This window comes from Roseivivax sp. CAU 1753, from assembly GCF_054482575.1.
On the sequence record NZ_JBTLRF010000008.1, the window covers coordinates 80,154 to 101,269 of the forward strand.

At 59.6% G+C, this 21,116-nt stretch carries 25 protein-coding genes; 11 read left to right on the plus strand and 14 right to left on the minus strand.

Annotated features, from left to right (window positions below; genetic code table 11):
- Position 1: 1 nt before the first annotated feature.
- The 6 genes from ACXYMN_RS15845 to ACXYMN_RS15870 all read right to left on the minus strand — a co-directional run bounded on the left by ACXYMN_RS15845 (position 2) and on the right by ACXYMN_RS15870 (position 4,852).
- A complete protein-coding gene (locus tag ACXYMN_RS15845) occupies positions 2–484 on the minus strand; it encodes a c-type cytochrome (protein WP_058239068.1) in 483 nt (160 codons plus the stop codon).
- On the minus strand, positions 481–1,875 hold the full coding sequence (locus ACXYMN_RS15850; protein ID WP_058239069.1) for a multicopper oxidase family protein: 1,395 nt from the start codon (positions 1,873–1,875) through the stop codon (positions 481–483). Before ACXYMN_RS15850 ends, ACXYMN_RS15845 begins: the two co-directional genes overlap by 4 nt.
- A gap of 43 nt (positions 1,876–1,918) precedes the next feature.
- Complete coding sequence (locus ACXYMN_RS15855) at positions 1,919–2,836, minus strand: c-type cytochrome (protein ID WP_040182554.1); 918 nt, start codon at positions 2,834–2,836, stop codon at positions 1,919–1,921.
- Positions 2,837–2,838: 2 nt separating this feature from the next.
- Positions 2,839–3,432, minus strand: coding sequence for a c-type cytochrome (locus ACXYMN_RS15860; RefSeq protein WP_040182553.1), 594 nt, complete (start codon positions 3,430–3,432; stop codon positions 2,839–2,841).
- 372 nt (positions 3,433–3,804) lie between these two features.
- Complete coding sequence (locus ACXYMN_RS15865) at positions 3,805–4,263, minus strand: c-type cytochrome (RefSeq protein ID WP_096708184.1); 459 nt, start codon at positions 4,261–4,263, stop codon at positions 3,805–3,807.
- A gap of 28 nt (positions 4,264–4,291) precedes the next feature.
- Positions 4,292–4,852 carry a L,D-transpeptidase gene (locus ACXYMN_RS15870; RefSeq protein ID WP_347510542.1) on the minus strand — a complete coding sequence of 187 codons (561 nt, stop codon included), beginning with the start codon at positions 4,850–4,852 and terminating at the stop codon, positions 4,292–4,294.
- A gap of 156 nt (positions 4,853–5,008) precedes the next feature.
- On the opposite strand from ACXYMN_RS15870, the gene ACXYMN_RS15875 reads away from it, so the two are divergent.
- A complete protein-coding gene (locus ACXYMN_RS15875; RefSeq protein ID WP_459014673.1) occupies positions 5,009–5,311 on the plus strand; it encodes a DUF2933 domain-containing protein in 303 nt (100 codons plus the stop codon).
- Between the two features lie 179 nt (positions 5,312–5,490).
- Positions 5,491–7,725: a protein-disulfide reductase DsbD family protein gene (locus tag ACXYMN_RS15880; RefSeq protein ID WP_459014674.1), complete on the plus strand. Its 2,235-nt coding sequence runs from the start codon at positions 5,491–5,493 to the stop codon at positions 7,723–7,725.
- A gap of 28 nt (positions 7,726–7,753) precedes the next feature.
- On the opposite strand, the gene ccmI is transcribed toward ACXYMN_RS15880, so the two are convergent.
- The 7 genes from ccmI to ACXYMN_RS15915 all read right to left on the minus strand — a co-directional run bounded on the left by ccmI (position 7,754) and on the right by ACXYMN_RS15915 (position 14,442).
- Entirely contained in the window at positions 7,754–8,905 is a 1,152-nt protein-coding gene (gene ccmI, locus ACXYMN_RS15885; protein WP_043754564.1) for a c-type cytochrome biogenesis protein CcmI, read from the minus strand.
- Positions 8,902–9,375: a cytochrome c-type biogenesis protein gene (locus ACXYMN_RS15890; protein ID WP_009807484.1), complete on the minus strand. Its 474-nt coding sequence runs from the start codon at positions 9,373–9,375 to the stop codon at positions 8,902–8,904. Before ACXYMN_RS15890 ends, ccmI begins: the two co-directional genes overlap by 4 nt.
- Positions 9,372–9,938: a DsbE family thiol:disulfide interchange protein gene (locus ACXYMN_RS15895; RefSeq protein WP_038008380.1), complete on the minus strand. Its 567-nt coding sequence runs from the start codon at positions 9,936–9,938 to the stop codon at positions 9,372–9,374. Before ACXYMN_RS15895 ends, ACXYMN_RS15890 begins: the two co-directional genes overlap by 4 nt.
- Before the next feature lie 8 nt (positions 9,939–9,946).
- On the minus strand, positions 9,947–11,947 hold the full coding sequence (locus tag ACXYMN_RS15900; protein ID WP_459014675.1) for a heme lyase CcmF/NrfE family subunit: 2,001 nt from the start codon (positions 11,945–11,947) through the stop codon (positions 9,947–9,949).
- A gap of 65 nt (positions 11,948–12,012) precedes the next feature.
- Positions 12,013–12,318: an SHOCT domain-containing protein gene (locus tag ACXYMN_RS15905; RefSeq protein ID WP_239367986.1), complete on the minus strand. Its 306-nt coding sequence runs from the start codon at positions 12,316–12,318 to the stop codon at positions 12,013–12,015.
- On the minus strand, positions 12,254–13,720 hold the full coding sequence (locus tag ACXYMN_RS15910) for an ATP-binding protein (protein ID WP_017468462.1): 1,467 nt from the start codon (positions 13,718–13,720) through the stop codon (positions 12,254–12,256). The genes ACXYMN_RS15905 and ACXYMN_RS15910 overlap by 65 nt, the downstream gene beginning before the upstream one ends.
- Entirely contained in the window at positions 13,720–14,442 is a 723-nt protein-coding gene (locus ACXYMN_RS15915) for a response regulator (RefSeq protein WP_007803380.1), read from the minus strand. The genes ACXYMN_RS15910 and ACXYMN_RS15915 overlap by 1 nt, the downstream gene beginning before the upstream one ends.
- A 188-nt stretch (positions 14,443–14,630) precedes the next feature.
- On the opposite strand from ACXYMN_RS15915, the gene ACXYMN_RS15920 reads away from it, so the two are divergent.
- From ACXYMN_RS15920 to ACXYMN_RS15950, 7 genes are all read left to right on the plus strand, one after another.
- The gene (locus ACXYMN_RS15920; protein ID WP_008327269.1) at positions 14,631–15,104 is read left to right on the plus strand and encodes a rhodanese-like domain-containing protein; all 474 of its coding nucleotides are present in this window, start codon (positions 14,631–14,633) and stop codon (positions 15,102–15,104) included.
- An 88-nt stretch (positions 15,105–15,192) separates the two neighbouring features.
- Entirely contained in the window at positions 15,193–15,630 is a 438-nt protein-coding gene (locus ACXYMN_RS15925) for an ion channel (RefSeq protein ID WP_012187040.1), read from the plus strand.
- 161 nt (positions 15,631–15,791) lie between these two features.
- A complete protein-coding gene (locus ACXYMN_RS15930; RefSeq protein WP_012187041.1) occupies positions 15,792–16,241 on the plus strand; it encodes a DUF6010 family protein in 450 nt (149 codons plus the stop codon).
- A 3-nt stretch (positions 16,242–16,244) separates the two neighbouring features.
- A complete protein-coding gene (locus ACXYMN_RS15935; RefSeq protein ID WP_007803355.1) occupies positions 16,245–16,907 on the plus strand; it encodes a TVP38/TMEM64 family protein in 663 nt (220 codons plus the stop codon).
- A 1-nt stretch (position 16,908) separates the two neighbouring features.
- Positions 16,909–17,895 carry a cation diffusion facilitator family transporter gene (locus tag ACXYMN_RS15940; RefSeq protein ID WP_459014676.1) on the plus strand — a complete coding sequence of 329 codons (987 nt, stop codon included), beginning with the start codon at positions 16,909–16,911 and terminating at the stop codon, positions 17,893–17,895.
- Positions 17,896–17,901: 6 nt separating this feature from the next.
- Positions 17,902–18,813 (plus strand): sterol desaturase family protein, encoded by a 912-nt coding sequence (locus ACXYMN_RS15945; protein WP_152455316.1) that lies wholly within the window; start codon positions 17,902–17,904, stop codon positions 18,811–18,813.
- A complete protein-coding gene (locus tag ACXYMN_RS15950; protein WP_012187045.1) occupies positions 18,810–19,262 on the plus strand; it encodes a DUF411 domain-containing protein in 453 nt (150 codons plus the stop codon). Before ACXYMN_RS15945 ends, ACXYMN_RS15950 begins: the two co-directional genes overlap by 4 nt.
- Before the next feature lie 5 nt (positions 19,263–19,267).
- Here the strand turns inward: ACXYMN_RS15950 and ACXYMN_RS15955 are convergent, their stop codons facing one another.
- On the minus strand, positions 19,268–19,834 hold the full coding sequence (locus tag ACXYMN_RS15955; protein ID WP_012187046.1) for a Crp/Fnr family transcriptional regulator: 567 nt from the start codon (positions 19,832–19,834) through the stop codon (positions 19,268–19,270).
- A gap of 75 nt (positions 19,835–19,909) precedes the next feature.
- On the opposite strand from ACXYMN_RS15955, the gene ACXYMN_RS15960 reads away from it, so the two are divergent.
- Together ACXYMN_RS15960 and petA are read left to right on the plus strand one after the other, a co-directional pair.
- Positions 19,910–20,434, plus strand: a complete 525-nt coding sequence (locus tag ACXYMN_RS15960) for a hypothetical protein (protein WP_017468346.1) — start codon at positions 19,910–19,912, stop codon at positions 20,432–20,434.
- Positions 20,435–20,537: 103 nt separating this feature from the next.
- Positions 20,538–21,098: a ubiquinol-cytochrome c reductase iron-sulfur subunit gene (petA, locus tag ACXYMN_RS15965; RefSeq protein WP_088652793.1), complete on the plus strand. Its 561-nt coding sequence runs from the start codon at positions 20,538–20,540 to the stop codon at positions 21,096–21,098.
- Positions 21,099–21,116: the final 18 nt, after the last annotated feature.

Genomic DNA, 21,116 nt, shown 5'->3' on the forward strand with positions numbered 1-21,116 from the left:
TTTAGTTCTCTCCCCGTTGTTCGTCGGCTTCTGTCCGCGCGGCCTGGACTTCGCGGATGCGATCTGGCCAGGTGGACCGGATGAAGGCCAGGATGTTGTGAATTCGCTGGTCGGTCAGCACGTCTGCGAAACCGGGCATGCCACTGTCGAATTCGACGCCCTGACGCGCCAGAAGCGTTGCACCCCCCAGTTTTGTGTAATCGAAGAGCAGGCTGTCAGGATGATGCCAGGTGTGACCCGTCTCATCATGCGGTGGTGCTGGCAGGCGCCCATCCGCGCCCGGCGTTCGCCATTCCGGCTGGCCTTCCAGATCCGCGCCATGACAAGACGCGCAGTTTTCTGCGTAGAGCAACGCGCCTTCTTCGATGTCGTAGCTCTCCGCCTTGGACGCGCTGCCGACATCCGAGGATGCACTGGTCGAGAGCCAATACGTGAAGGCGGCTGCTGCGACAGTGATCGGAACGGACCAAACGAGATACCTCATGTGACCCGTATCCAGGTTGTCATGCCGGACGCGGCGTGGCTGAGCATGTGGCAATGGAACAGCCACTTGCCGGGATTGTCTGCCGTAAAGGCGATCTCCCGGGACTCGTTGCCGGCCAACAGGATCGTGTCCCGCATCGGCCCGAACGCGCCGTCGGGGCGCAGCTCACGGAAATGCATCCCGTGCAGGTGCATCGCATGTGGGAACACGGTCTGGTTCTCGATCTTCAAGCGCACCGGCTCGTTCAGGGATAGATCGGCCAGTGGCGTGTCGGTCATATCGGCGACATCATTCAGGGCCCAGAATTTGCCCGCTTGGGCAAGCTGACGGAATCCAAGACGTTCCCCACCGAGCAACGCGGACTGCATCCGCCCCATTGCACCGCCGGACATGACCAGTCGCAAATCTCGCGCATCGGCAAGGTCCGGGGCGTTTGCTGCGGGGTTCGGCGGCAACGGCAGTGGCTTGCCTCTTGGTACTGAACTGGCTGTGCCGTCGATCGGAAAACTCACGAGCGGGGTCGGTTGATCGTCATCGCCGATGCGCAGCAAATGGGCCACGCCGCCTTCGTCTTCGGTCACATCGACAATTAAGTCGACGCGCTGTGCCGGGCCGAGGATCAACTCGCCGTCAATCTGCTGGGGTTGGCCGATTGGCATTCCATCGACGGCCACCCTCCAGCCACTCAACCCCGAGAGCGTCAGCGGGAAAATCCGCGCGCTTGCTGCGTTGATGATCCGCAAGCGAATGCGTTCGTTGCGCTTCGCGGACAAGGTCAGGTCATAGCGCCCATTGGTCGTGATAAAGTTGCCGATGCGTCCACCGTGGCTCATCATCATAGGCTGCTCGAAATTGTCGAAAAGCTGCCCGCTTTCGGGATCGAGCAACCAGTCCTCCAGAACGATGACTTCCTCGCGGTCGATGTCCGGTCCATTGGCCTCTTCGACGATCAAAGCACCGCGCAAACCACGCGCGACCTGCTCGTATGAGCGATTATGCGCGTGGTACCAATAGGTCCCGGCGTCCGGTACGACGAAGTCGTAGTCAAAGGTTTCACCAGGTGCCACGGGCTCTTGGGTCAGCCCTGAAACGCCATCCATCGCGTTATCGATCCGGATTCCGTGCCAGTGAACCGAACTGGGATCGGGTACCTCGTTGCGGAACCTGCGGCGCACCCGATCGCCTTGAGCGACCCGGATTTCCGGGGCCGGAACAAGGCCGTCATAGCCCCAGATCTCTGTTTCCGGGTAGGTGTCCGGAAGAAGCTGTTGACGTGCAACCTTGGCAACCACGTCCTCGAACGGGGTTGCGGCAAAAGCCGACCGCGGGATGGCCGCCGCGCAGGCCGCCAGTGTTGCATGGCGCAAGAAATCCCGACGTGTTTGTCTCATTTCGATCCTCGAGAAAGCGGGGGCTTGTTGCCCCCGCGTGGTGTTAGTTCGACGCGGGGTTCTCCGCCTCGACCGTGTCCTTGTTCAGCAGGAAAAGCGCCATCGCTTCGCGATCGGCAGGTGTCAGAAACCGAGTTCCCTCGCGAACCACTTCCGCCATGCTGCCGCCGAAAGCATCGCCCGAAGGGATGATGCCGGTCTGGAGCGCATAAGCGAGGTTTGAAACCGTCCAGTCATTTTTGGCCAGGTCTTTTGGCCGTATCGCGGGTGCCTTGCTGCCACCGGGAAGCTGGGCGTTGCCTGCAAAGGAAGCACCGATATCGCGACCTCCTGCAAGATTGCGCGGCGTATGGCAGGCTCCGCAATGTGCCGCACCGCGCACCAATTCCCGTCCGCGATTCCATGCGCCGCTTCGCCCTTCAACCGGTTCGGTATCCGGATCGTAGAAGAACGCCGCTCGCCAGAGCTTCAGCCCCCATCGTTGATCGAATGGGAAGCTGACATCGTTTTCTGGTGCAGGTTCGTCCACGGGCGGCACGGTTTGAAACGCCGCCCAGAGGTCAGCGATATCCTGGTCAGAAAAATCCGCATAGAACGTATATGGGAAAGATGGATAGTAGGGCGTTCCATCGGGGCCGATCCCCTGCCGCACGGCTTTTGCGAACTGTTCTGCCGTCCATTCGCCCATGCCATGTTCGGGGTCGGTCGTCAGGTTGGGCGGATAGAACGTTCCGAACGGGGTTTCGAGCGGCGCCCCTCCGGCAAGTGGTGCGCCGCCCGCTTCAAAATTGGTATGACAGGCAATGCACCCACTGGCGCGCGCCAAATATGCGCCCCGGTCGACATTGCCCTCTGTTGCAATCGGAGTCACTGCACTGCCGACAGGCCATGCAATCACCACGCCGAGGCCGGCCGCGCCCAGCACGGCGACCCCGGTGACGAGTTTCAAAAACCGGCGCATGGTTAGTCTTCTTCCGCCCGGAAGCGTTCATGGCATGCGGAACAGACCTGTGTCGTCATCGCGAATGCCGCGTCGGCGGGCATTTCGGCAATGGCGGCAGCATCCATCATGCCGCCGCTGCCCATCATCGTGCTCCCGCCCATCATGGTTGTATCGCTTCCCATCATGGATCCGCCGCCCATCATCGAGGCGCCATCCGTGGAGGTATTGCCGCCCATGCCGCCTAGCCCATTGTCGGCTGCGCGTTTCAGGCCTTCAGAGTATTCTTCCAGCTGATTTGCCAGTGCTGCGAAGCGGTCCCAATCGGTCCACACTTCGTCTTTGGCTTCCGAGGGCATGCCACCTGTGCCCTCTGGGAACAGCTTTGTCATGCTCTCACCGGCGTGCTGCTGGAACAGGCGCGCTGCATCGCCCACTATTTCTGCGTCATAGGCCGTTTCGCCCCGCATCATCGGGGCTACGGTTTTGACTGCCTTTCCCATGGCGGCCATGGCATCCATGCGTTCCTTTACGATGCCCGTGGCACCGCTATGCGCAAATGCCGCGACCGCGGTTCCTGCAATCAACACTGCCGCTGCGATAGTCGTCTTTTTCATGTCTTCGATCCTTTAATGGGTCTGCTCTAAGAGGGGTGTGAAATCAGACCCACTTCCGTGGGGGTGGAGGATCGCTGTCGGGGCGCAATTCGGTTCGTTGGGTCGCGCCGTCTTGCATGACGGCGTTCATAAAATGAGGCTCGTAAACCACCGTTGCTGGGAACAACAACGCTGCCGGAACAGAACAGTCGAGTCCCGGATGACAGTGACCAGAGGTCTCGCTCGTAGATGGCCCCACATTTTCATGACTGTGTGATTCTTGCGCCAAAGACGCTCTATCATGGAACGCTGGTGCCTCAGGGACACCGAGAACCACAAGGAACAGGCCAAAAACGATCGACAGGATCCATCTGTTCGTCTTCGACCAACGCATCAGTTGATCCCGTTGGCCCGCTGTAGTTCTCGGACATAGGCAGCCACCATCTTGACGTCTCCTTGGGTCAGCCCCTCGATCTTGGGCATATTACCGAATTTCCAGTGATGCGCACGCACGCCGTTCTGAGCGGCCAGAACAAAGGCCATATCGGAATGGTGGCCGGGTTCGTAAATCTTGTGCACCAAAGGCGGCGCAATATCGTTGCGTCCAGCAGCGTTTTCGCCGTGACACTCAGAACACTTGGTCTCGAATATGTTTTTGCCGATCGCTGCTTGCGGTGAGAGCTCGGAAGGCAGCTTGACCTGGACGATGGGGTCGCCTTGCGCGATCTCACTCGTGTCAGGTGGGGTCATCGAGTGGCCTACTGCTGTGTCCTGCGTACCAATGAACTGCCAAGCGGCAACGCCCCCGCCGATAACAAAAACGGCACCGATCAGCGCAGTCAGTTTGTCCATGCCTGTATCTTCCGCCTTGTCTCTTGGGTCAGATGAGTTTGACTTGAGTGCCGACGGGCACCCGCTCGTAAAGCTCTTCAACCTGTTCGTTGAACAAACCGATGCAGCCATTTGACGACCGACGGCCGATCTTTCGCGTGTCCTGTGTTCCGTGAATACGGTAGTATTGCCAGGACAGATACAATGCGCGGGTACCCAGAGGGTTGGCAGGATCGCCTCCCTCGACACGTGCCGGCCATTCTGGATTGCGTTCCCGCATGGAGGGCGTCGGCGCCCAGCTGGGGTTTTTGCGCTTTTCCACGACTTCGGTATAACCCCGTTTTGTGAGTTCATCGGTCAGAGGAACGGATGTCGGATAGATCCGCATTGAACCATCTGCTGTCCAATGCTGCAGAGCCCGTGTTTCCGTATCCGAGATAATGATACCTTTTCCAAGCGTATCGAAATGGTCTTGCCACTCGTGAACTCGGAAAGAAGAGATATTGCGGCGAATGACTTCGGCCCGAACCACGCTTGGGGCAGCCAAAGCAACCGCTGCCAAACCCAATAGGTGTCGTCGGTTAATCTTGTTATTCCGCAAAGACGTCATGACACACTCCTAGCCTCGGTTTTGTCACACGTCTTTTACGCGAGACCCGGCATCTGGCAACCTGACAAGGCCGCGAGAAGTGTATCCATTTGTATCCTTGACCTTGCCCCCCTGGAGGGTCGCAAATGGCGGCAGATAAGTAGCCAAGAGGGCGACATGGACCACCAGAACCATAAGAACAAGCCAACCGCAGACAGGCTCATGCATTACGGAATGATGGCGTGTTGCATTGTGATGCTCTTACCTGTCGCCGGTTTTTTTCTTGCTGGCGGCACACTCGCGGGTATGTGGAGCAATGCAGCCGCTTTTGCGCCACTGCTGCTTTGCGTCGGTGCGCATCTCGTGATGCACAAATTTATGGGAAAGTCGTGCCATTCGAACGAAGAGAAAGGCAGTATCGAAGAAACACCCGTGTCCGTGCCTTCTACGATTCCCGCGGTTGCACGCAACAGGCAATAATTTGCGCGGGAAAATGCGAGCAAGCGCATGGTTGCTGACGATTACAACGCTTGGCGGATGCGCCGCAAGTCTTGAAGACTGTCCCGAGCGGGAGGTCATCGTTTCCACCAAGCAGGCATTGATCATCCTCCCCGACGGGTGTCGGTTGATACCCTCGTCCTCTGCCGACGTAGCGCGTGTTGTTTGTTCTGATGGTCGACAAGGCTTTGCCGTCGGCGGTCTTTGAGACAAAGTTCCGGGTGCAGATTCAACCCGAGCCGGCTTTAAGGGAAGGAAGCGGATCCTTGGCGAAAACCCTGTCGACACTGCGCCGGTTTCTGATTTTGCCCGCACTGATCCTGGCGCTTTCCTCTGGCAGTGGCTCGGCTGAGACATCAGCCGCGTATCAAAGCTCTCCGCTGAAGGCGCATCTCATTAGCGCACAGGACGGGGTTCCCGAGAACACACTGACCCTGTCAGCCGGGCTTCATCTTCAACTGAACGAAAACTGGAAGACCTATTGGCGGTCGCCGGGAGAGGTGGGAATACCGCCTTCCGTCGAATGGAGCGGTTCCGAAAACGTCGCAGATGTCGAATTCATGTGGCCCGCCCCGACGCGCTTCACCGCCTTCGGCATCGAAAATTTTGGTTATGCGGGTGAAGTCGTCTTTCCGCTGCGCATAACGCTCAAAGATCCCGGCGCACCTGTGACTCTTTCCGCGCAGGTCAAACTGCTGGTGTGCTCCAATGTCTGTGTCCCGGAAGAGTTTGACCTGTCACTTCGCCTCGGACGGGGCAACGTCATCGACAGCACTTCGGCTGGGCTGATCGGTACGTTTTCCGAGCGCGTCCCCGAAGGGGCCGAGACGAGCGGCGTCAGCGAGGCAAATGCCTTCATCGACGAAGACCTCACGGAGTTGATCGTCAGCCTTCGCGTCGATGAACCACTCCAGTCGCCGGATGTGTTTCCCGAACTGGGTATGGGTGTTGCGCTTGGCAAACCCGATATCCGTTTGGGAGAAGAGGATCGTTTGCTTTGGGCGCGCTTGCCGATCCTCTCGTCGAATACGGATGTGACAGTGGCTCCGTCGATTACCGTCACCGACGGCGAGAACCGGGCCTTCACGATCATCGCGGATCGCGTGGCGCAAGGAATAGCACCACCCTTTGAACTGGCCGCCACGACACCGGACATGATGGAACTGATCTGGATTGCCGCGATCGCGCTGCTGGGCGGATTGATCCTGAATGTGATGCCCTGCGTGCTGCCGGTGCTGTCCATCAAGGTGTCGTCTGTGCTCAAACACACCGATCACGACACAACCCGTGTCCGGTTCGGTTTCGTCGCTGCCAGCGCCGGCATCATGACGTTCATGTGGGGTCTGGCGCTCGTCCTCTGGGCGCTCCAGACGGCAGGCCTCAGCGTCGGGTGGGGTTTGCAGTTTCAAAGCCCGCTGTTTCTTGCGGCGATGATCGCTGTCCTGCTCGTCTTTTCGGCAAATCTGTTCGGAGCGTTCGAGTTCGCCCTTCCACACGGCATGCAGACGCGGCTTGCAGGGGCCGGAGGACGCAACGGGTATTCCGCCGACTTTTTCACTGGCATGTTCGGTGCCGTCATGGCGACGCCTTGTTCGGCACCGTTCCTCGGCACCGCGGTGGCCTTTGCTTTGGCCGGGCGTGGCGTGGACATCCTCATCGTCTTTACGAGCCTCGGGCTCGGCCTCGCCCTGCCCTATCTCGTCATCGCCGCGTTCCCGCGTCTGGTCGCATTCATGCCCAAGCCTGGTCGATGGATGCTGATCATCAAAAGCGTCATGGGGGTTTTGTTGCTTGCAACCGCCGTGTGGCTGTTCTGGGTGCTCGACGGTGTCGCCGGGCTTGCGTCTGTCATCGCGGTCGCGGCGTTGTCCGGTCTCGCCGTTCTGATACTATCTCTCCCGAATGTGCAGTCCCAATTCAGGTGGTCTATTGCCATAGCCAGCCTTGTCCTGGCCATTGCCGCAGGTCCTCTCTTGCAGCAATCAGCACCTGCGCGTTCGACGCCGCAGTTGGCAATGGCTTGGATCGCATTTGATCGTTCGGAAATAGCGAAACGCGTGTCCGCAGGAGAGGTCGTTTTTGTCGATGTGACCGCTGACTGGTGTCTGACTTGCAAAGCGAACAAGACACTTATCATCGATCGGGAGCCAGTCCGGAGCGCGCTTGAAGCGCCTGGAGTCACGGCGATGCAGGCAGATTGGACACGCCCGGACACGCGCATTTCCCGCTACCTTGAGAGTTTCGGCAGATACGGCATCCCCTTCAATGCCGTCTACGGACCATCGGCACCGAACGGCATTGTGCTGTCCGAATTGCTAAAAACCGAGGACGTGATGAACGCCTTGGCGCAAGCCAGTGGTCGGGATGTTTCCGCAAAGGTTGCCGGACAGGAGTGACCTGCTCGACCGGGACACCGAGCAGTAGTCAGCCGCCGAGCCGCTCAAGCGCGGCACGGACCGCCGCACGCCGAGGATCACTGGCGGGCTGCTGCTCCAACAGCGCTTCAGCCTTGCGGTAGGCCTCAACGGCGCGATCGGGCTCCTGAAGGACGGTATAGGCATTTGCCAGCCGCATCCAACCATCCAGATCGTCCGGTTCATCCTCAAGACGCTCGGCCAGCCGCGAGACCATCGATCGGATGAACTCCGCGCGATCCGCGTCATTCATCTCCGACGCCGCCGCGACATCTGCGGCACTCGGGCCTGGTTGCGACGTCGGCCCGCTGGGTAGATTGACGACCGGAAGGTCAGCTGCCGCTGCAATCCGGTTGATCTGCGCTGCATAGGTCTCCATCCAGGGAACGTAAGCCTCTTCCTGATTCAGCCGTGAAACAAGCAGATCGTAGGCCTTACGCGTCTCTTCTTGCTGAAGGTAATACAGAGACTCGAAGTAGGTTGCCGCAGGATTGGATGGGTCAAGGTCCAAAGCGCGATCAATGGCCAATTTCGCCCGTGGAATAACAACGCCGTCATTGGCAACCGCGACAGCCTCTGCCAGCATGGAGAATGTCGCGGAGGTGGCATCCTCCCGTTCGGCAACGACTTCGAAGGCTTCGACGGCATCGGCTGCTCTGCCCATGCGCTGATAGGTCTGGCCCAACAGCATCCACCCTTCGCTAGGGCCGCCGGTCGGATCGGATACAAGCCTTTCGCGAAGTTGTATTGCCAGCGCCGTCACTTCATCAGTCTGTGCCCGCTCCTCTGCACGGGCAGCGAAGGCCATTGAAGGAACCTCCGGCGATCCCATCGTCAGATAGTAGCCCGCGGCAATAACCGGCGCGAGGACCGCCGCGACAACGAGAGTGACTCTGCCACCATTACGGGATGATCCGGCTTTTTCTTCCGAATTGCGGGTCGTCGCGAGGATCCGTTTCTTGATCTCGAGTCTGGCTGCTTGAGCTTCCTGTTCAGAAATCAAACCGCGGTCCATGTCTCGTTGGATTTCCCGCATCTGATCGGCGAGGATCGCCGGTACCGCATCCCCTCTGGTGAGAGTGTTCGATTTGGACAGCAGCAGCGGGTAGAGGACAATTCCGATTGCGACCAGCGTCAAAAGAACGAAAATACCCCAGATCATGACGCATCCCCCGCTTCGTTTTGCCTGAGAATTTCGGACACGGTGTTCTCATCCTCCGAGCCCAAGTCTTCAAATGCCTCTTGCTTTCGCCGACTCATCAGTAGCCCGCCACCAACGAAAACCCCGATCAGAACGAAAGCGATCGGAGCGAACCAAAGCGCGTAGGTCGCAGGCTCCAGAGGCGGTTTCAGCAGCACGTAATCCCCGTACCGCGCCCGTATGTATTCGATCACCTCCGCGTCGCTGTCTCCAACGACCAGGCGCTCGCGTACGAGCAGACGCAAGTCCCGCGCCACACCCGCGTTCGAACTGTCGATGTCCTGGTTCTGACAGACGACGCATCGTAGATCCTTGGAAATCTCCCGCGCACGCTGTTCCAATACCGGGTCGGTCAGCATTTCGTCCGGTTCCACCGCATTGGCGGCAAAGGGAAGGAGCCCGATGCAAAACGCGAAAATCAACTGTCTCATGAACCTGCTCCATTTGGCAGTGCGCCTGCCTGCTTCAGGGCTTGCGTGAACCGTTCGACGGCGTCCGGACCCACGACCGGCCCGACATAGCGAAACAAAACGGTGCCATCGCTATCGACGATGAAGGTTTCCGGCACGCCCGACAGGCCCCATTCGATCCCGGTCCGGCCCGACAGGTCGGACCCGATCCGCTCGTAGGGATTGCCGAGGTCATTGAGCCACTTCACGGCATCCTCAGGTTTGTCTTTGTAGTTTATTCCGAACAACCGCATGCCTTCTCGTTCGACAAATCTTGTCAACACGGCATGTTCCGCGCGGCAGGGCACGCACCAGGACGCAAAGACATTGACCACGACCGGTCGTTCGTTGCCGACAAGATCGCTTCGGGCCAGGCCGGGTGTCTCCAACCCCGGCACGGGATCGAGGTCGAACGCCGGGGCCGGTTGCGAGATCAGGACGGAAGGGATCTCGTTGGGATCCCGGTCGGGATTGAGTCCCCAGAGAAAAAACCCACCGAATATGACCGCCGCAATAAACGGCAGCCCGGCAATGAGACGTTTCATCTTCTCTCCTACTCGGCAGGAACGGCATCGGTGGCTGGCTGTTTGGCACGGCGCGGCGCCCCGACCCTCAAACGGCGATCCGACAAGGACAAACAGCCACCGATCACCAGCAGGATCGAGCCGATCCAGATCAGGTTGACGAGCGGTTCATAGAGGATCCGAAGGGTCCATGCTCCGGCGTTGTTCACTTGATCGGAGGCTGGCGTTGCAATCGACGTATAGAGATCACCCGCCAATGTGGAGCGGATGGCCGACTCCGTCGTCTGGCTTTCCGCGACCGGGTAATACCGCCGTTCCGGGAAAAGTGTCGTGACCAGCTCGCCATCCCGACGCACCACAAGGGTGCCGCGATCCGCGATGTAGTTCGGCCCTTGAACCTTTGCGGCCCCTTCGAAGGTGATGTCGAACCCGGCGATCGTGACTTCGGTCCCGGGGGCGGCAAAGACGATCTCCTCACTCTTCCATCCGGTCGAGCCGATCATCCCCATCATCAACACAGCGACGCCGGCATGGGCAAGCGTCATACCGTGAGAGGCGCGTGGCAGGTTGCGCACGCGTCTCGCGCTCTCTGCAAGGGAAACCTCGAACAGACGGATGCGTAGCGCCCATTCCCGCAGGGTCGCAAAAAGCAGCCACGCTGCGCCGAGGATGGCAAGATAGGCCATGATCGGCCCATCGTTCAGAAGATACCATGCGGCCAAGGCTGCAATGACCGCCAGCACGGCCACGAATTGGATGCGATCGAGCAAACCGGCGATATCAGCCCGCTTCCACGACAGGAATGGACCAAGACCCATGAACACGACCAGTGCCAGCATCATCGGAATGAAGGCCGCGTTGAAGAAAGGTGGACCGACCGAGATCTTGTCCCCGGTGACAGCCTCCAGGATCAGTGGATAAAGCGTCCCGAACAGAACGGTTCCCGTAGCGGCGGCCAGAATGAGGTTGTTCACGAGCAGCCCGGCTTCGCGGCTGATCGGGCGAAACAAACCACCCGGCTCCATTTCGGGCGCCCGCCAGGCGTAGAGCGCCAGCGACCCACCGATGGACACCGCGAGTAAACCCAGAATGTAAACTCCGCGCTCTGGATCGACGGCGAACGCGTGTACGGATGTAAGCAGGCCTGACCGGACGATGAACGTCCCGAGAAGTGAAAGCGAGAAAGTCAGGATGGCAAGCAGGATGGTCCAGCTTTTGAACGCATCGCGCTTTTCCGTGACGATGGCCGAATGCAACAGCGCTGTGCCCAGAAGCCAAGGCATGAAGCTTACATTCTCGACCGGATCCCAGAACCACCAGCCGCCCCAGCCCAGTTCATAATAGGCCCACCAAGACCCGAGGGCGATACCCGCCGTCAGGCTGATCCAGGCGGCCAATGTCCATGGCCGGACCCATCTGGCCCAGGCCGGATCGACGCGACCCTCTATAAGAGCCGCAACGGCGAAGGAAAACACGATGGAGAAGCCGACATACCCGAAATACAAGAGCGGCGGGTGCATGGCGAGACCCATGTCCTGAAGCAACGGGTTCAGGTCATTGCCGTCGAGCGGCGGCGGAAACACCCGCTCGAAGGGGTTCGACGTCAGCAGCAGGAAGGACAGGAAGCCGACACTGATCCACGCCTGCACCGACAAGGTGCGCGCCTTGGTCTCGGCGGGGATGTTCGATCCGAACCAGGCGACGCCCGCGCCGAACACCGCGAGGATCAGAATCCAGAGCAGCAGCGAACCCTCATGGCTGCCCCAGGTCCCGGCCACCTTGTAGAGCATCGGCTTGAGCGAATGGGAATTCTCGACGACGTTCCTGACGGTGAAGTCGCTGACGATGAAGGCCTGCATCAGCGCTGCGAAGGCTATGGCCACAAACAGCACTTGTCCTATTGCCGTCGCCTGGGCGGATTTCATCCAGACGGCGTTTCCACGCGACGCACCTGCAATCGGCAGAACGCTTTGAACAAGCGCAAGCGCAAGCGCGAGGGCCAGTGCGAAGTGACCAATTTCCGGGACCATGGCGTTCTTTCCTATCCAGTGTCGGTGGGCGTCGCGTCGGACGGCTTTGGCGTCCGCGGCGGGGTCTATTCGTCGAGCGTTGCTTTGCGGCGACGGAACTCTTCTTCGTCGATTTCCCCATTCGCAAAGCGGCGCCGGAGCGCTTCCTGCGCGTCCGAGTCCGGGGGACGGGTGCCATTGTCCCGCAGCCTGAGCACCAGAAACACGATCAATGCGATCACGGCGCCCCAGAAGGCGAGCATCATGAAGCCGCCCATAAAGCCATAGCCTCCGCCCCACATGTGACCTGTCCAGGAGCCTGGACCATCAGCTCGCGCCATGCTGGCGGGCAAGCTGGCCAGCAACGTTGGAATGAGCGTTTTCAGTTTCATCTGTTTCTCCTTCGATTAGTTCGCTTTCATCCAGTGGGATGGTGACAACAGCGCGCAAACCCGCGCTGTTATGGTTGACCAGCTGGATATCGCCGCCATGGGATTGGACGATTGTCCTCGCGATCGAGAGCCCAAGCCCATAACCGCCCGTTTCCAGAGACCTCGATTGCTCGAGGCGATAGAAGGGATCGAAGACCTTTTCCAACTGGTCGACGGGAATGCCGGGCCCATTGTCATCGATGTTGAGTACGAGGTTCGAACCGTGGGTCGCCCAGCTGACTTTTGCGGCACCACCGTAGCGAACGGCGTTCTCAAGCAGGTTCCTCAGCGCCCTTCGGAACGCGTTGGGTCGAAGCCGCACGGCAACATCATCACTCGGGGCAAAGGTGCAGTGTGCCGCCATATCGCTGCACAAGCTGTCCAGAAAATTGCGCAGATCGACCACTTCGGCACCTTCGGATCCGGTAAGGCCCCGTGCAAAGGTGAGCGTCGCTTCGACCATGCTCTGCATCTCTTCGACCGATGCGATGAGGCTGTCCCGCGTCTCTTCTTCGTCAACCAGCTCCGCGCGGACACGCATAGCAGTCAACGGCGAGCGCAAATCGTGACCAAGCGCTGCGAGCATCCGTGTCCGATCGCTGACAAACCGGGTCAGCCGTCGTTGCATGCGGTTGAAGGCGACGGTCAGATCCTTGACCTCGGTCGGCCCCGCGACGGTCAATTCACCCACATCCTCGCCCCGGCCAAGATGGTCCGCGGCCTTGGAGAGGTGCCGCAAAGGACGCGTCAGGCGCGTCATGACAAACCAGAAGATCGCCACCAGAAGCAGTCCGGCGGAAATTCCAAAGGTCAGCATCGAATAGAAAGGCCATTGGATTGGCGGACGCTCGAACCGCGTTCCGACATTCAGCCAACGCGCTCCCTTGATGGCGATCGACAGGTTCATCTCAACCGCCGTCAACTCTCCGCGCATCATCGCGAGATGCATTTCCGTCATCTCGTCCGAGAGATTGGGAAGGGGCCGCAACGCGCCCTCGACCTCGTGCAGTTCAACGCGAATATCCCGGCTGTAGCTATCGCCCAGAAGCGCGCGTATGCGTCCTTCCACGATGCCGCCATCCGAATGACCGGTGTGTTCCACGCTCGGAACGTCCGACAGATCAAACCGGATCAATGGCGAATTCGCCGCGCGGAGGATCGAGTCCTGCAACTCCGGCGGGGCCTCCTCGATCAACCGCGCGACATTTGCTGCGCGACCGGCGGCCTCGAACCCCAATGCGGCACGAATCGCAAGGGTGCGCTCGTCAGCGAACAGGAACAGGCTGATCGCCTGGGCCACGACAAGTGCCGCGACCACAAGCAGGATCAACTGGCCGCTCAGAGACCTCATCGCACGGCGCATCACGGCGCATCCTCGACATCGGCAGCCAGACAGTATCCGCCGTTCCGCACCGTTTTGATGACACTGGGCCTAAGTACATCCGGCTCGATTTTGCGGCGGAGACGGCTGATCTGATTGTCGATGGTTCGATCCATCGGGCCTGCCGTCCGCCCAGCGGTCAGGTCAAGCAACTGGTCACGGCTGAGCACCATCCTCGCGCGTTCCAGCAGGACCGCCAGCAATTTGAACTCGGAGGTCGTCAATGGGGTCTCGGTGGTGGACTCGTCAATCAGCACCTGCCGGTCGGTATCCAGTATCCAGTGCGCAAAAGAGACTTTCCTCCCAGCGAGGCTTCCGGCCACAGGTTCGTCGCGGTTGCTTCTCCGAAGAACCGACTTGATGCGGGCGAGCAGTTCTCGTGGATTGAACGGCTTGGCGAGATAATCGTCCGCACCGATTTCCAGACCCACGATCCGATCCGTTTCCTCACCAAGCGCCGTCAGCATGATGATCGGAAGATCACCCTCTGGCGCAAGTCTGCGGCAAACCGACAAACCGTCCTCGCCCGGCATCATGACATCGAGCACGAGGAGGTCGAAGTGACCGGTGGCCAGCTTGGCATCCATCTCCACGGCATCCCTGGCGACGGTCGTGCGCATTCCGTTCTTCTCCAGGAAGCGCGCGACGCTTTCGCGTATCTGAGCGTGGTCGTCCACGATAAGGATATGAGGTGGCGGTCCCATGGCGTCCTTCCTAGATCATCGTTGCATTCTGTTTCATGGGCAGAATTGTAGCCGTTTGTATCAGGTCAGTCCCTTGCTACAGATGGATACAAATCTGTGCCTGCACCGTGTCGTGCTCCCGGGTAGCGTCGCGCGTATGTTATGTGACCTTTGGGATCGCAACCGATCAAAGGATGAGGTTTTCGAATATGGCTCTTGATTTGAACCGGCGCCGTTTCGTTCTGGGTGCTCATATGACGGTGCTGACCGTCGCGGCGTCACCGCTGTTGGCGCAGAGCCGATCTGTCTGGTCGGCAGAGAATGCCTTTGACGCGCTTCTATCGGATACGGCGCGGATCATCGATGTCAGAACGCACAAAGAGTGGCAAGAAACCGGCGTAGGTGCTGGTGTATGGCCGATAAGCATGCACGCGTCCGGTTTTCCGGACCGATTGTTCAGGGCCAAGGAACTGAGCGGTGATCGCACTGTTGGACTGATCTGCGCCACTGGCGGACGCTCCGCATCGCTGCTTCGAGCGTTGAGACAAGCTGGTTATTCGGGCTACGCCGATATCTCGGAAGGGATGTTGGGATCAGGCGAAGGGCCTGGCTGGATCGCATCGAACTTGCCGACCGTTCCGGTGGATGTCGCCCTGAACGGGTTGCCCCCCGCGTTGGCCTGACCAGTGAAGAATCAATTGGTCCCGTTGTGCTAAAAGCCTGATGTATGGTCAAATTGACCTGTTTGAACAGGAAGACGGGTTTGGGTGTATGACCGAGTTGATGGCTATGTTTGTCGGAATATGCGCGGCGATCGTGATGGGAATTGTCCATCATTATGCGTTGTCGGGCATTCTGAAGTTTTCCCCGCAGCGGTCGGATGGCTCCGGCTTTCGGATCATCCTGACGTTTTCCGCGTTGCTGTTGCTGCACGTATTGGAACTTGTGACGCTCGCCGTGTTCAACACGATGGTGGTGGCAAGCGTTCTGCCGCAATCGTTCAGCAACAGCCCGCCGATGTTTCAGGATGTTCTCTATGTTACGGGCATCTCGTTCTCGACCCTTGGCTATTCGTCCATAGAGGTGGTCGGGCCCTTTCGACTGTTGCTGATGCTGCAATCGCTTTTGGGCTTCATGTTGCTGACCTGGTCAGCGACGTTTCTTTACTCAGCCTGCCAGCAAGTCTGGCAGAAGGCGAAAGATGACTGAAAATCGCCACGCGCGTCGGACATGAGCTTGGCGTCAGCGTCAAATACGTCCTGATATCGGTCCTTTGACCTCACCGTGGAACGGTTGAGTGAGCGCTGCGTTGCGCGCGTGGATGAATAGCCCTTGACCTTCCAGTTGCTGGAATCCCTAGGTACAAAGCCATGGCACAGATTTTCGAAAAGACAGGCGATCACGTATCGCACCATCGACACGGGGATATCTTGAAATCTCCCGTATGGGTTGGTGTGTTGTTTGTCTTGCTCACAATGCCGGCTCACCTGTTTTTGGATGAAAAGAGCTCGATAGCTCTTGCTTCGATCACGCTTGCTTTGATTGGCGGTGCCTATATCGGCTTTGGCGCCGCGGACGGCAGAGCGCGCGTGTTCTGGGCAGAGCTCGCCGTCGCCCTTTTGTTCGGCTCGGCAGCCTTTTTGGGGCTGATATGGCATTGGGCTTTCCTTCCCTTGGGCTTGGCCCTGCACGCCCTTTGGGACATGTCACACCACAATTCTTATCGTCTCGCCCGGATTCCGAACTGGTATATTCCATTCTGCGTGGCCTTTGACCTTTTGGCAGCGACGTTCTTCGTTCTGCTCTATGCCGTGTTTTGATCCATGATGATGCGCATCCTTCTTATTGCGGTGTTCCTGATGGGAGTCGTCGCATTGGCCTTCCCGGACGTCCTTGGCGTTGACATTCGCCTGCCTGATCGCGCGGAAATTGACCGCTGGATCGAGGCGGCAGGTCTTGCCGGACCAATTGTTATCGTGGCGCTTATGACAATCGCTATCGTCGCAAGCCCCCTGCCCTCGGCGCCGATCGCACTCGCCGCCGGAGCGGCTTATGGGCACACGTTCGGGACACTCTTTGTCGTTCTTGGCGCGGAACTCGGTGCGCTTGCCGCTTTTGGTCTGGCCCGCGGTCTCGGTCGTCCCTTCGTTGAGCGTCATCTCGGTCAGAAGATTAACACAGGCCTGTTCGGATCGCAGAACACTCTGACCTTCTTGGTCTTCGGCAGTCGCCTGCTGCCGTTTCTGTCCTTCGATATGATCAGTTACGCCGCAGGTCTGAGCAAGCTGCATCTTTGGAGGTTCGCGCTGGCCACGATGGCCGGGATTATTCCAGCGAGTTTTTTGCTCGCTCACATGGGCAGCCAGGCGATGAACGGAGATGCCCGCACTGCCACATGGACCGCGCTTGCGCTCGGTGGCTTTACCGGCCTGTCGGTTCTCTTCGCCGCGACGCGAAAGACCGGTACACAACGGGAGGAGAGCTGATATGGCCAGTCATTCTCACGCCGGGCACATGCCGAGTTCCGGCAAGGCCCTTGTGATTTCGGCCTGGCTCACCGGCGTCTACTTCGTGATTGAACTGGCCGTCGGGCTCTGGACTGGCTCGATTGCCGTCCTGTCGGATGCGTTTCACACCCTGTCGGCGGTTGGCGGCGTTCTCGTGGCCATCACCGCGCAGCGGATTGCGCGCCGTCCAGCGGATTCGACGCGCAGTTTCGGATGGTACCGCGCCGAAATCATCGGGGCGCTGGTGAATGGCGGCTTTCTTCTCGGCATGGCGCTTCTGGTGATCTGGATGGGCGCGATGCGGCTCGGAGACCCGATCCACCTGGCCAAAGGCCCCATGCTTTGGGTCGCCTTCGGGGGCCTGGTCACGGAAGTGGTCTCTCTGGCGCTGATGTGGCAATCGAGCAAGGACGATCTGAATGCCCGTGGCGCGCTCTGGCACATCATCCAGACCTTTGTCGGCAGCCTCCTGATCATCGTCACCGCCCTTGTGATCGAGTTCACCGGCTTTCTGGCGATTGACCCGATTCTCGGCATGGCGTTCGGGGTGGTTCTCCTCTGGGCCTCTGTGGGCGTAATCAAGGAAGCGGTCCACATTCTCATGGAAGGCACGCCCGAGGGAACGGATCTCGACGCTGTAACAGCGGACCTGAACGGGCAGGACGGGGTTCTGGATGTTCACCATGTGCATGCCTGGACGCTGACCAGCGGCAAACACGCGTTTTCCGCCCATATCCGCCATCAGTCACCCGCCGAGGCCGCGGATTTGCTGAACAGGGCCTATCGGCGGCTGACGGAACAGCATGGGTTTCACATGGTCACGCTGCAGCTCGAAACAGAGTGTCTCGACGAGCGCCACGCGCGGGATCTTGATATAGTCCAGATAGCGGCTGCAAAGGCTGCGCAAGAAAAGACTGATGTGCGAGATGCGCATCCGCACCCAAGCCCTAACACAGAAGGGCCGTAGACTGTGATGGACATAATACTAGCCGCAGAGCCGGAGATTCGTCTGACGGCGTTTTTGAGTGTGCTGGCCGCCATGGCGCTTTGGGAACTCGCCGCCCCGCGTCGGCGGCGTGACATTCCGCGTGTCATCCGTTGGTCGAACAACCTGGCACTTGTCGTGATCGATACGGCGATCCTCCGGTTGTCTTTCCCAATCCTGGCCGTCGGTCTGGCGGTCCTGGCCGAGGAGCGGGGCTGGGGCCTGTTCAACATTATCGAGGCTCCTTTCGGGTTGGCTGTGATCCTGTCCATGCTGCTGCTCGATCTGGCGATCTATCTGCAACATGTCATGTTCCACGCCGTCCCGGCCCTGTGGCGCCTGCACCGGATGCACCATGCGGATCTCGACTTCGACGCAACCACTGGATTACGCTTCCATCCGATTGAGATCCTCATCTCGATGGCGATCAAGCTCGCCCTGGTGGCAGCGCTTGGTCCGCCCGCCGTCGCGGTTTTGTTGTTCGAGATCATCCTCAACGCCACTGCCCTCTTCAACCATGCCAACATCAACCTGCCGAGACCGGTCGACCGGTGGCTCAGATGGATCGTCGTCACACCCGACATGCACCGCGTGCATCATTCTGTCGATCCGCGCGAAACCAACTCAAACTACGGCTTCAACCTGCCGTGGTGGGACCGCCTCATGGGTACTTACGTAGCCCAGCCCGCGAAGGGCCACGAGGGAATGACGATCAGTATCGAGCAGTTTCGCACGACGCGCGACCTCTGGGTCGACAGGATGTTGATCCAGCCCCTTCGCGGGCCAGCAAGCGGACACGCCCTGGATACATCCACCCTCACGCCGACAGAGCAGGAACAGCCTCTGGACTCTCGAAAACACAGTTCTAGGGTCTCGGGTAACTCAAAAAGGAACACATGATGAAACGACGTACGTTCTTGCTGGCCGGAGCGGCTGCCACACTCCCCCTGCGAGCACTGGCCAACACGGAACCGGTCATTAAAGTCCTGAAAACCCCCACCTGCGGATGCTGCACCGCTTGGGTCGATCATGTCCGGCAAGCGGGCTTCGCGGTCGAGGCGCAGGACGTCGATCAGGATGCGCTTTATGCGTTCAAAGATCGGCTGCAAATTGCACCGGAACTTGCTGGATGTCACACGGCGGTCGTGGGCGACTATTTTATCGAGGGCCACGTGCCTGCCGCGGACATCACGCGGCTGCTAGCAGAGCAACCGATGGCGCGCGGTTTGACTGTCCCCCGCATGCCGATGAGTTCGCCCGGCATGGGCGGTCCCGGGGCCGGTGACGCTTTTGACACCTTGCTTGTTGGCTCCGACGGCGCGACCTCGGTCTTCGCGAGCCACAGCTGATCAGGTCATGGGTGCAGGTGATAGATCCCGCGGGACGGGTTCATGACCCGTCCGTCTTGCACAAGCTTTCGCAGCGCCCTGTAGGTCGCCTCATGGCTCAATTGTAACCGAGCGGCAAACTCGACGATGGAGCCTTCGAGCAAGCCTGCGATCAACCCTGCCATCACCCGGTCCTCTGCGCGCCGAATGCCGACGATCTCCAGCATCTGTCGCTGCGCCTGTATCTGTTGAGCCGCCTGACGGCCATAGGCGCGGGCAAATGCCGGGTCGGCAAAAGCGGCCAATACGGAAGCCTTGTCGATCCGGATCAGCGCCCCGGCCTCAACAATGACTGCGTCGCAATGATAGACCTCCGAAAACACCGAAGCTTCGGCAAAGCTTGTTCCGGCTTGGGCACGGTGGATGATGAACCGCTCGCCATCTGGACCGACCCGCTCGAGATGCACGCGCCCGGTTTGCACGACATAGAGACCGTGGGTGGGGTCGCCTTGGTGAAATACGGTATCTCCAACCGCGCCGGAGATTGGGCGCAGGGCTGAGCTCGGGATATGATCATAGGGGTTTGGCAACATATGATTGAAATCATATTACGATGCATCCGCCCCTGCTAGCGTAAACATGACACCACCCCATTGAAGGACCTGTCCATGCGTCTCATTCCCTTCGTCCTTGCCATAGTGATGGCCGCACCCGTGGCCGCGCAGCACGCCAATTCCGCGGCTGGTCACGACATGGGCGGACCGCAGGAAACCGGGCAATCGGCCTTTGCCGCCTTGGCGGAAATCGTAACGATCCTGCAGGCCGATCCCGAGACGGATTGGGAGCGGGTCGATATTGACGGATTGCGCCGCCATCTGGTCGATATGGACCTTCTGACCCAAGAGGCCGTGGTCGCCCGCACCCTGCGGCCGGAAGGGGCCCGGTTCGAGATTCGGGGCACCCCCCGTGTTCTCGAGGCCATCCGCGCCATGGTGCCCGCCCATGCGCCCTTTCTCGCGGCCGAGACCGGCTGGGACGTTGTGACAGAGGACTTAGAAGATGGCGTGGCGCTCAGTGTCGATGGCGATGCCGCGCAGATTCAGGGACTTGGTTTCTTTGGTCTGATGACCATCGGGGCGCATCACCAGGAGCACCACCTCATGATGGCAAAAGGCGCGGGCCCGCACCATTAATGCGCCGACAAGGCCTGTTTGATGATCCGTAGAGAGGTGCGCTGACAAAACGTTACATCTCGCGTGTTGACCTTCCAGCGCGGGAGGCACGGACACATGCCCGATGATGGAAGCGTCAGAGAATACCGCCCGCAGGGATTTCCTGTATTACGCAACGGCCGGGGCAGGGGTCGTGGCAACAGGGGCTGCGCTCTGGCCACTGGTGAACCAGATGAACCCCTCCGCCGATGTCCGCGCCTTGGCACAGATCACTGTTGATATTTCCGATCTCGCGCCCGGAACGCAATTGACCGTCAACTGGCGCGGAAAACCTGTCTTTATCCGTCATCGAACGGAGGCAGAAATGGCTCAGGCTCGGGCACAGGCGGTCTCTGACCTGCCTGACAGCTCGGCGCGCAACCCAAATCTGCCCGACGATGCGCTGGCAAGCGATGAGAACCGGGCCATTGCGGGTCACGAGGCATATCTGGTCATGATCGGTGTCTGTACCCATCTGGGCTGTGTCCCTCTGGGGGATGGGGCGGGGGATTTCGGGGGTTGGTTCTGCCCCTGTCACGGTTCCCATTATGACGCGGCTGGGCGCATTCGCAAAGGCCCGGCACCTGAGAACCTGCATATTCCGGACTTGTCGCTCTCGGAGGAGATGGTGCTGACTTTGGGGTGATGCAATAAAGGATAATCT

What these genes read in the sequence shown, in the direction of transcription:
- ACXYMN_RS15845 (WP_058239068.1), bottom strand. Translation starts at nt 484, where the DNA reads ATGAGGTATCTCGTTTGGTCCGTTCCGATCACTGTCGCAGCAGCCGCC.
- ACXYMN_RS15850 (WP_058239069.1), bottom strand. Translation starts at nt 1,875, where the DNA reads ATGAGACAAACACGTCGGGATTTCTTGCGCCATGCAACACTGGCGGCC.
- ACXYMN_RS15855 (WP_040182554.1), bottom strand. Translation starts at nt 2,836, where the DNA reads ATGCGCCGGTTTTTGAAACTCGTCACCGGGGTCGCCGTGCTGGGCGCG.
- ACXYMN_RS15860 (WP_040182553.1), bottom strand. Translation starts at nt 3,432, where the DNA reads ATGAAAAAGACGACTATCGCAGCGGCAGTGTTGATTGCAGGAACCGCG.
- ACXYMN_RS15865 (WP_096708184.1), bottom strand. Translation starts at nt 4,263, where the DNA reads ATGGACAAACTGACTGCGCTGATCGGTGCCGTTTTTGTTATCGGCGGG.
- ACXYMN_RS15870 (WP_347510542.1), bottom strand. Translation starts at nt 4,852, where the DNA reads ATGACGTCTTTGCGGAATAACAAGATTAACCGACGACACCTATTGGGT.
- ACXYMN_RS15875 (WP_459014673.1), top strand. Translation starts at nt 5,009, where the DNA reads ATGGACCACCAGAACCATAAGAACAAGCCAACCGCAGACAGGCTCATG.
- ccmI (WP_043754564.1), bottom strand. Translation starts at nt 8,905, where the DNA reads ATGATCTGGGGTATTTTCGTTCTTTTGACGCTGGTCGCAATCGGAATT.
- ACXYMN_RS15890 (WP_009807484.1), bottom strand. Translation starts at nt 9,375, where the DNA reads ATGAGACAGTTGATTTTCGCGTTTTGCATCGGGCTCCTTCCCTTTGCC.
- ACXYMN_RS15895 (WP_038008380.1), bottom strand. Translation starts at nt 9,938, where the DNA reads ATGAAACGTCTCATTGCCGGGCTGCCGTTTATTGCGGCGGTCATATTC.
- ACXYMN_RS15900 (WP_459014675.1), bottom strand. Translation starts at nt 11,947, where the DNA reads ATGGTCCCGGAAATTGGTCACTTCGCACTGGCCCTCGCGCTTGCGCTT.
- ACXYMN_RS15905 (WP_239367986.1), bottom strand. Translation starts at nt 12,318, where the DNA reads ATGAAACTGAAAACGCTCATTCCAACGTTGCTGGCCAGCTTGCCCGCC.
- ACXYMN_RS15910 (WP_017468462.1), bottom strand. Translation starts at nt 13,720, where the DNA reads ATGCGCCGTGCGATGAGGTCTCTGAGCGGCCAGTTGATCCTGCTTGTG.
- ACXYMN_RS15915 (WP_007803380.1), bottom strand. Translation starts at nt 14,442, where the DNA reads ATGGGACCGCCACCTCATATCCTTATCGTGGACGACCACGCTCAGATA.
- ACXYMN_RS15920 (WP_008327269.1), top strand. Translation starts at nt 14,631, where the DNA reads ATGGCTCTTGATTTGAACCGGCGCCGTTTCGTTCTGGGTGCTCATATG.
- ACXYMN_RS15925 (WP_012187040.1), top strand. Translation starts at nt 15,193, where the DNA reads ATGACCGAGTTGATGGCTATGTTTGTCGGAATATGCGCGGCGATCGTG.
- ACXYMN_RS15930 (WP_012187041.1), top strand. Translation starts at nt 15,792, where the DNA reads ATGGCACAGATTTTCGAAAAGACAGGCGATCACGTATCGCACCATCGA.
- ACXYMN_RS15935 (WP_007803355.1), top strand. Translation starts at nt 16,245, where the DNA reads ATGATGATGCGCATCCTTCTTATTGCGGTGTTCCTGATGGGAGTCGTC.
- ACXYMN_RS15940 (WP_459014676.1), top strand. Translation starts at nt 16,909, where the DNA reads ATGGCCAGTCATTCTCACGCCGGGCACATGCCGAGTTCCGGCAAGGCC.
- ACXYMN_RS15945 (WP_152455316.1), top strand. Translation starts at nt 17,902, where the DNA reads ATGGACATAATACTAGCCGCAGAGCCGGAGATTCGTCTGACGGCGTTT.
- ACXYMN_RS15950 (WP_012187045.1), top strand. Translation starts at nt 18,810, where the DNA reads ATGATGAAACGACGTACGTTCTTGCTGGCCGGAGCGGCTGCCACACTC.
- ACXYMN_RS15955 (WP_012187046.1), bottom strand. Translation starts at nt 19,834, where the DNA reads ATGTTGCCAAACCCCTATGATCATATCCCGAGCTCAGCCCTGCGCCCA.
- ACXYMN_RS15960 (WP_017468346.1), top strand. Translation starts at nt 19,910, where the DNA reads ATGCGTCTCATTCCCTTCGTCCTTGCCATAGTGATGGCCGCACCCGTG.
- petA (WP_088652793.1), top strand. Translation starts at nt 20,538, where the DNA reads ATGATGGAAGCGTCAGAGAATACCGCCCGCAGGGATTTCCTGTATTAC.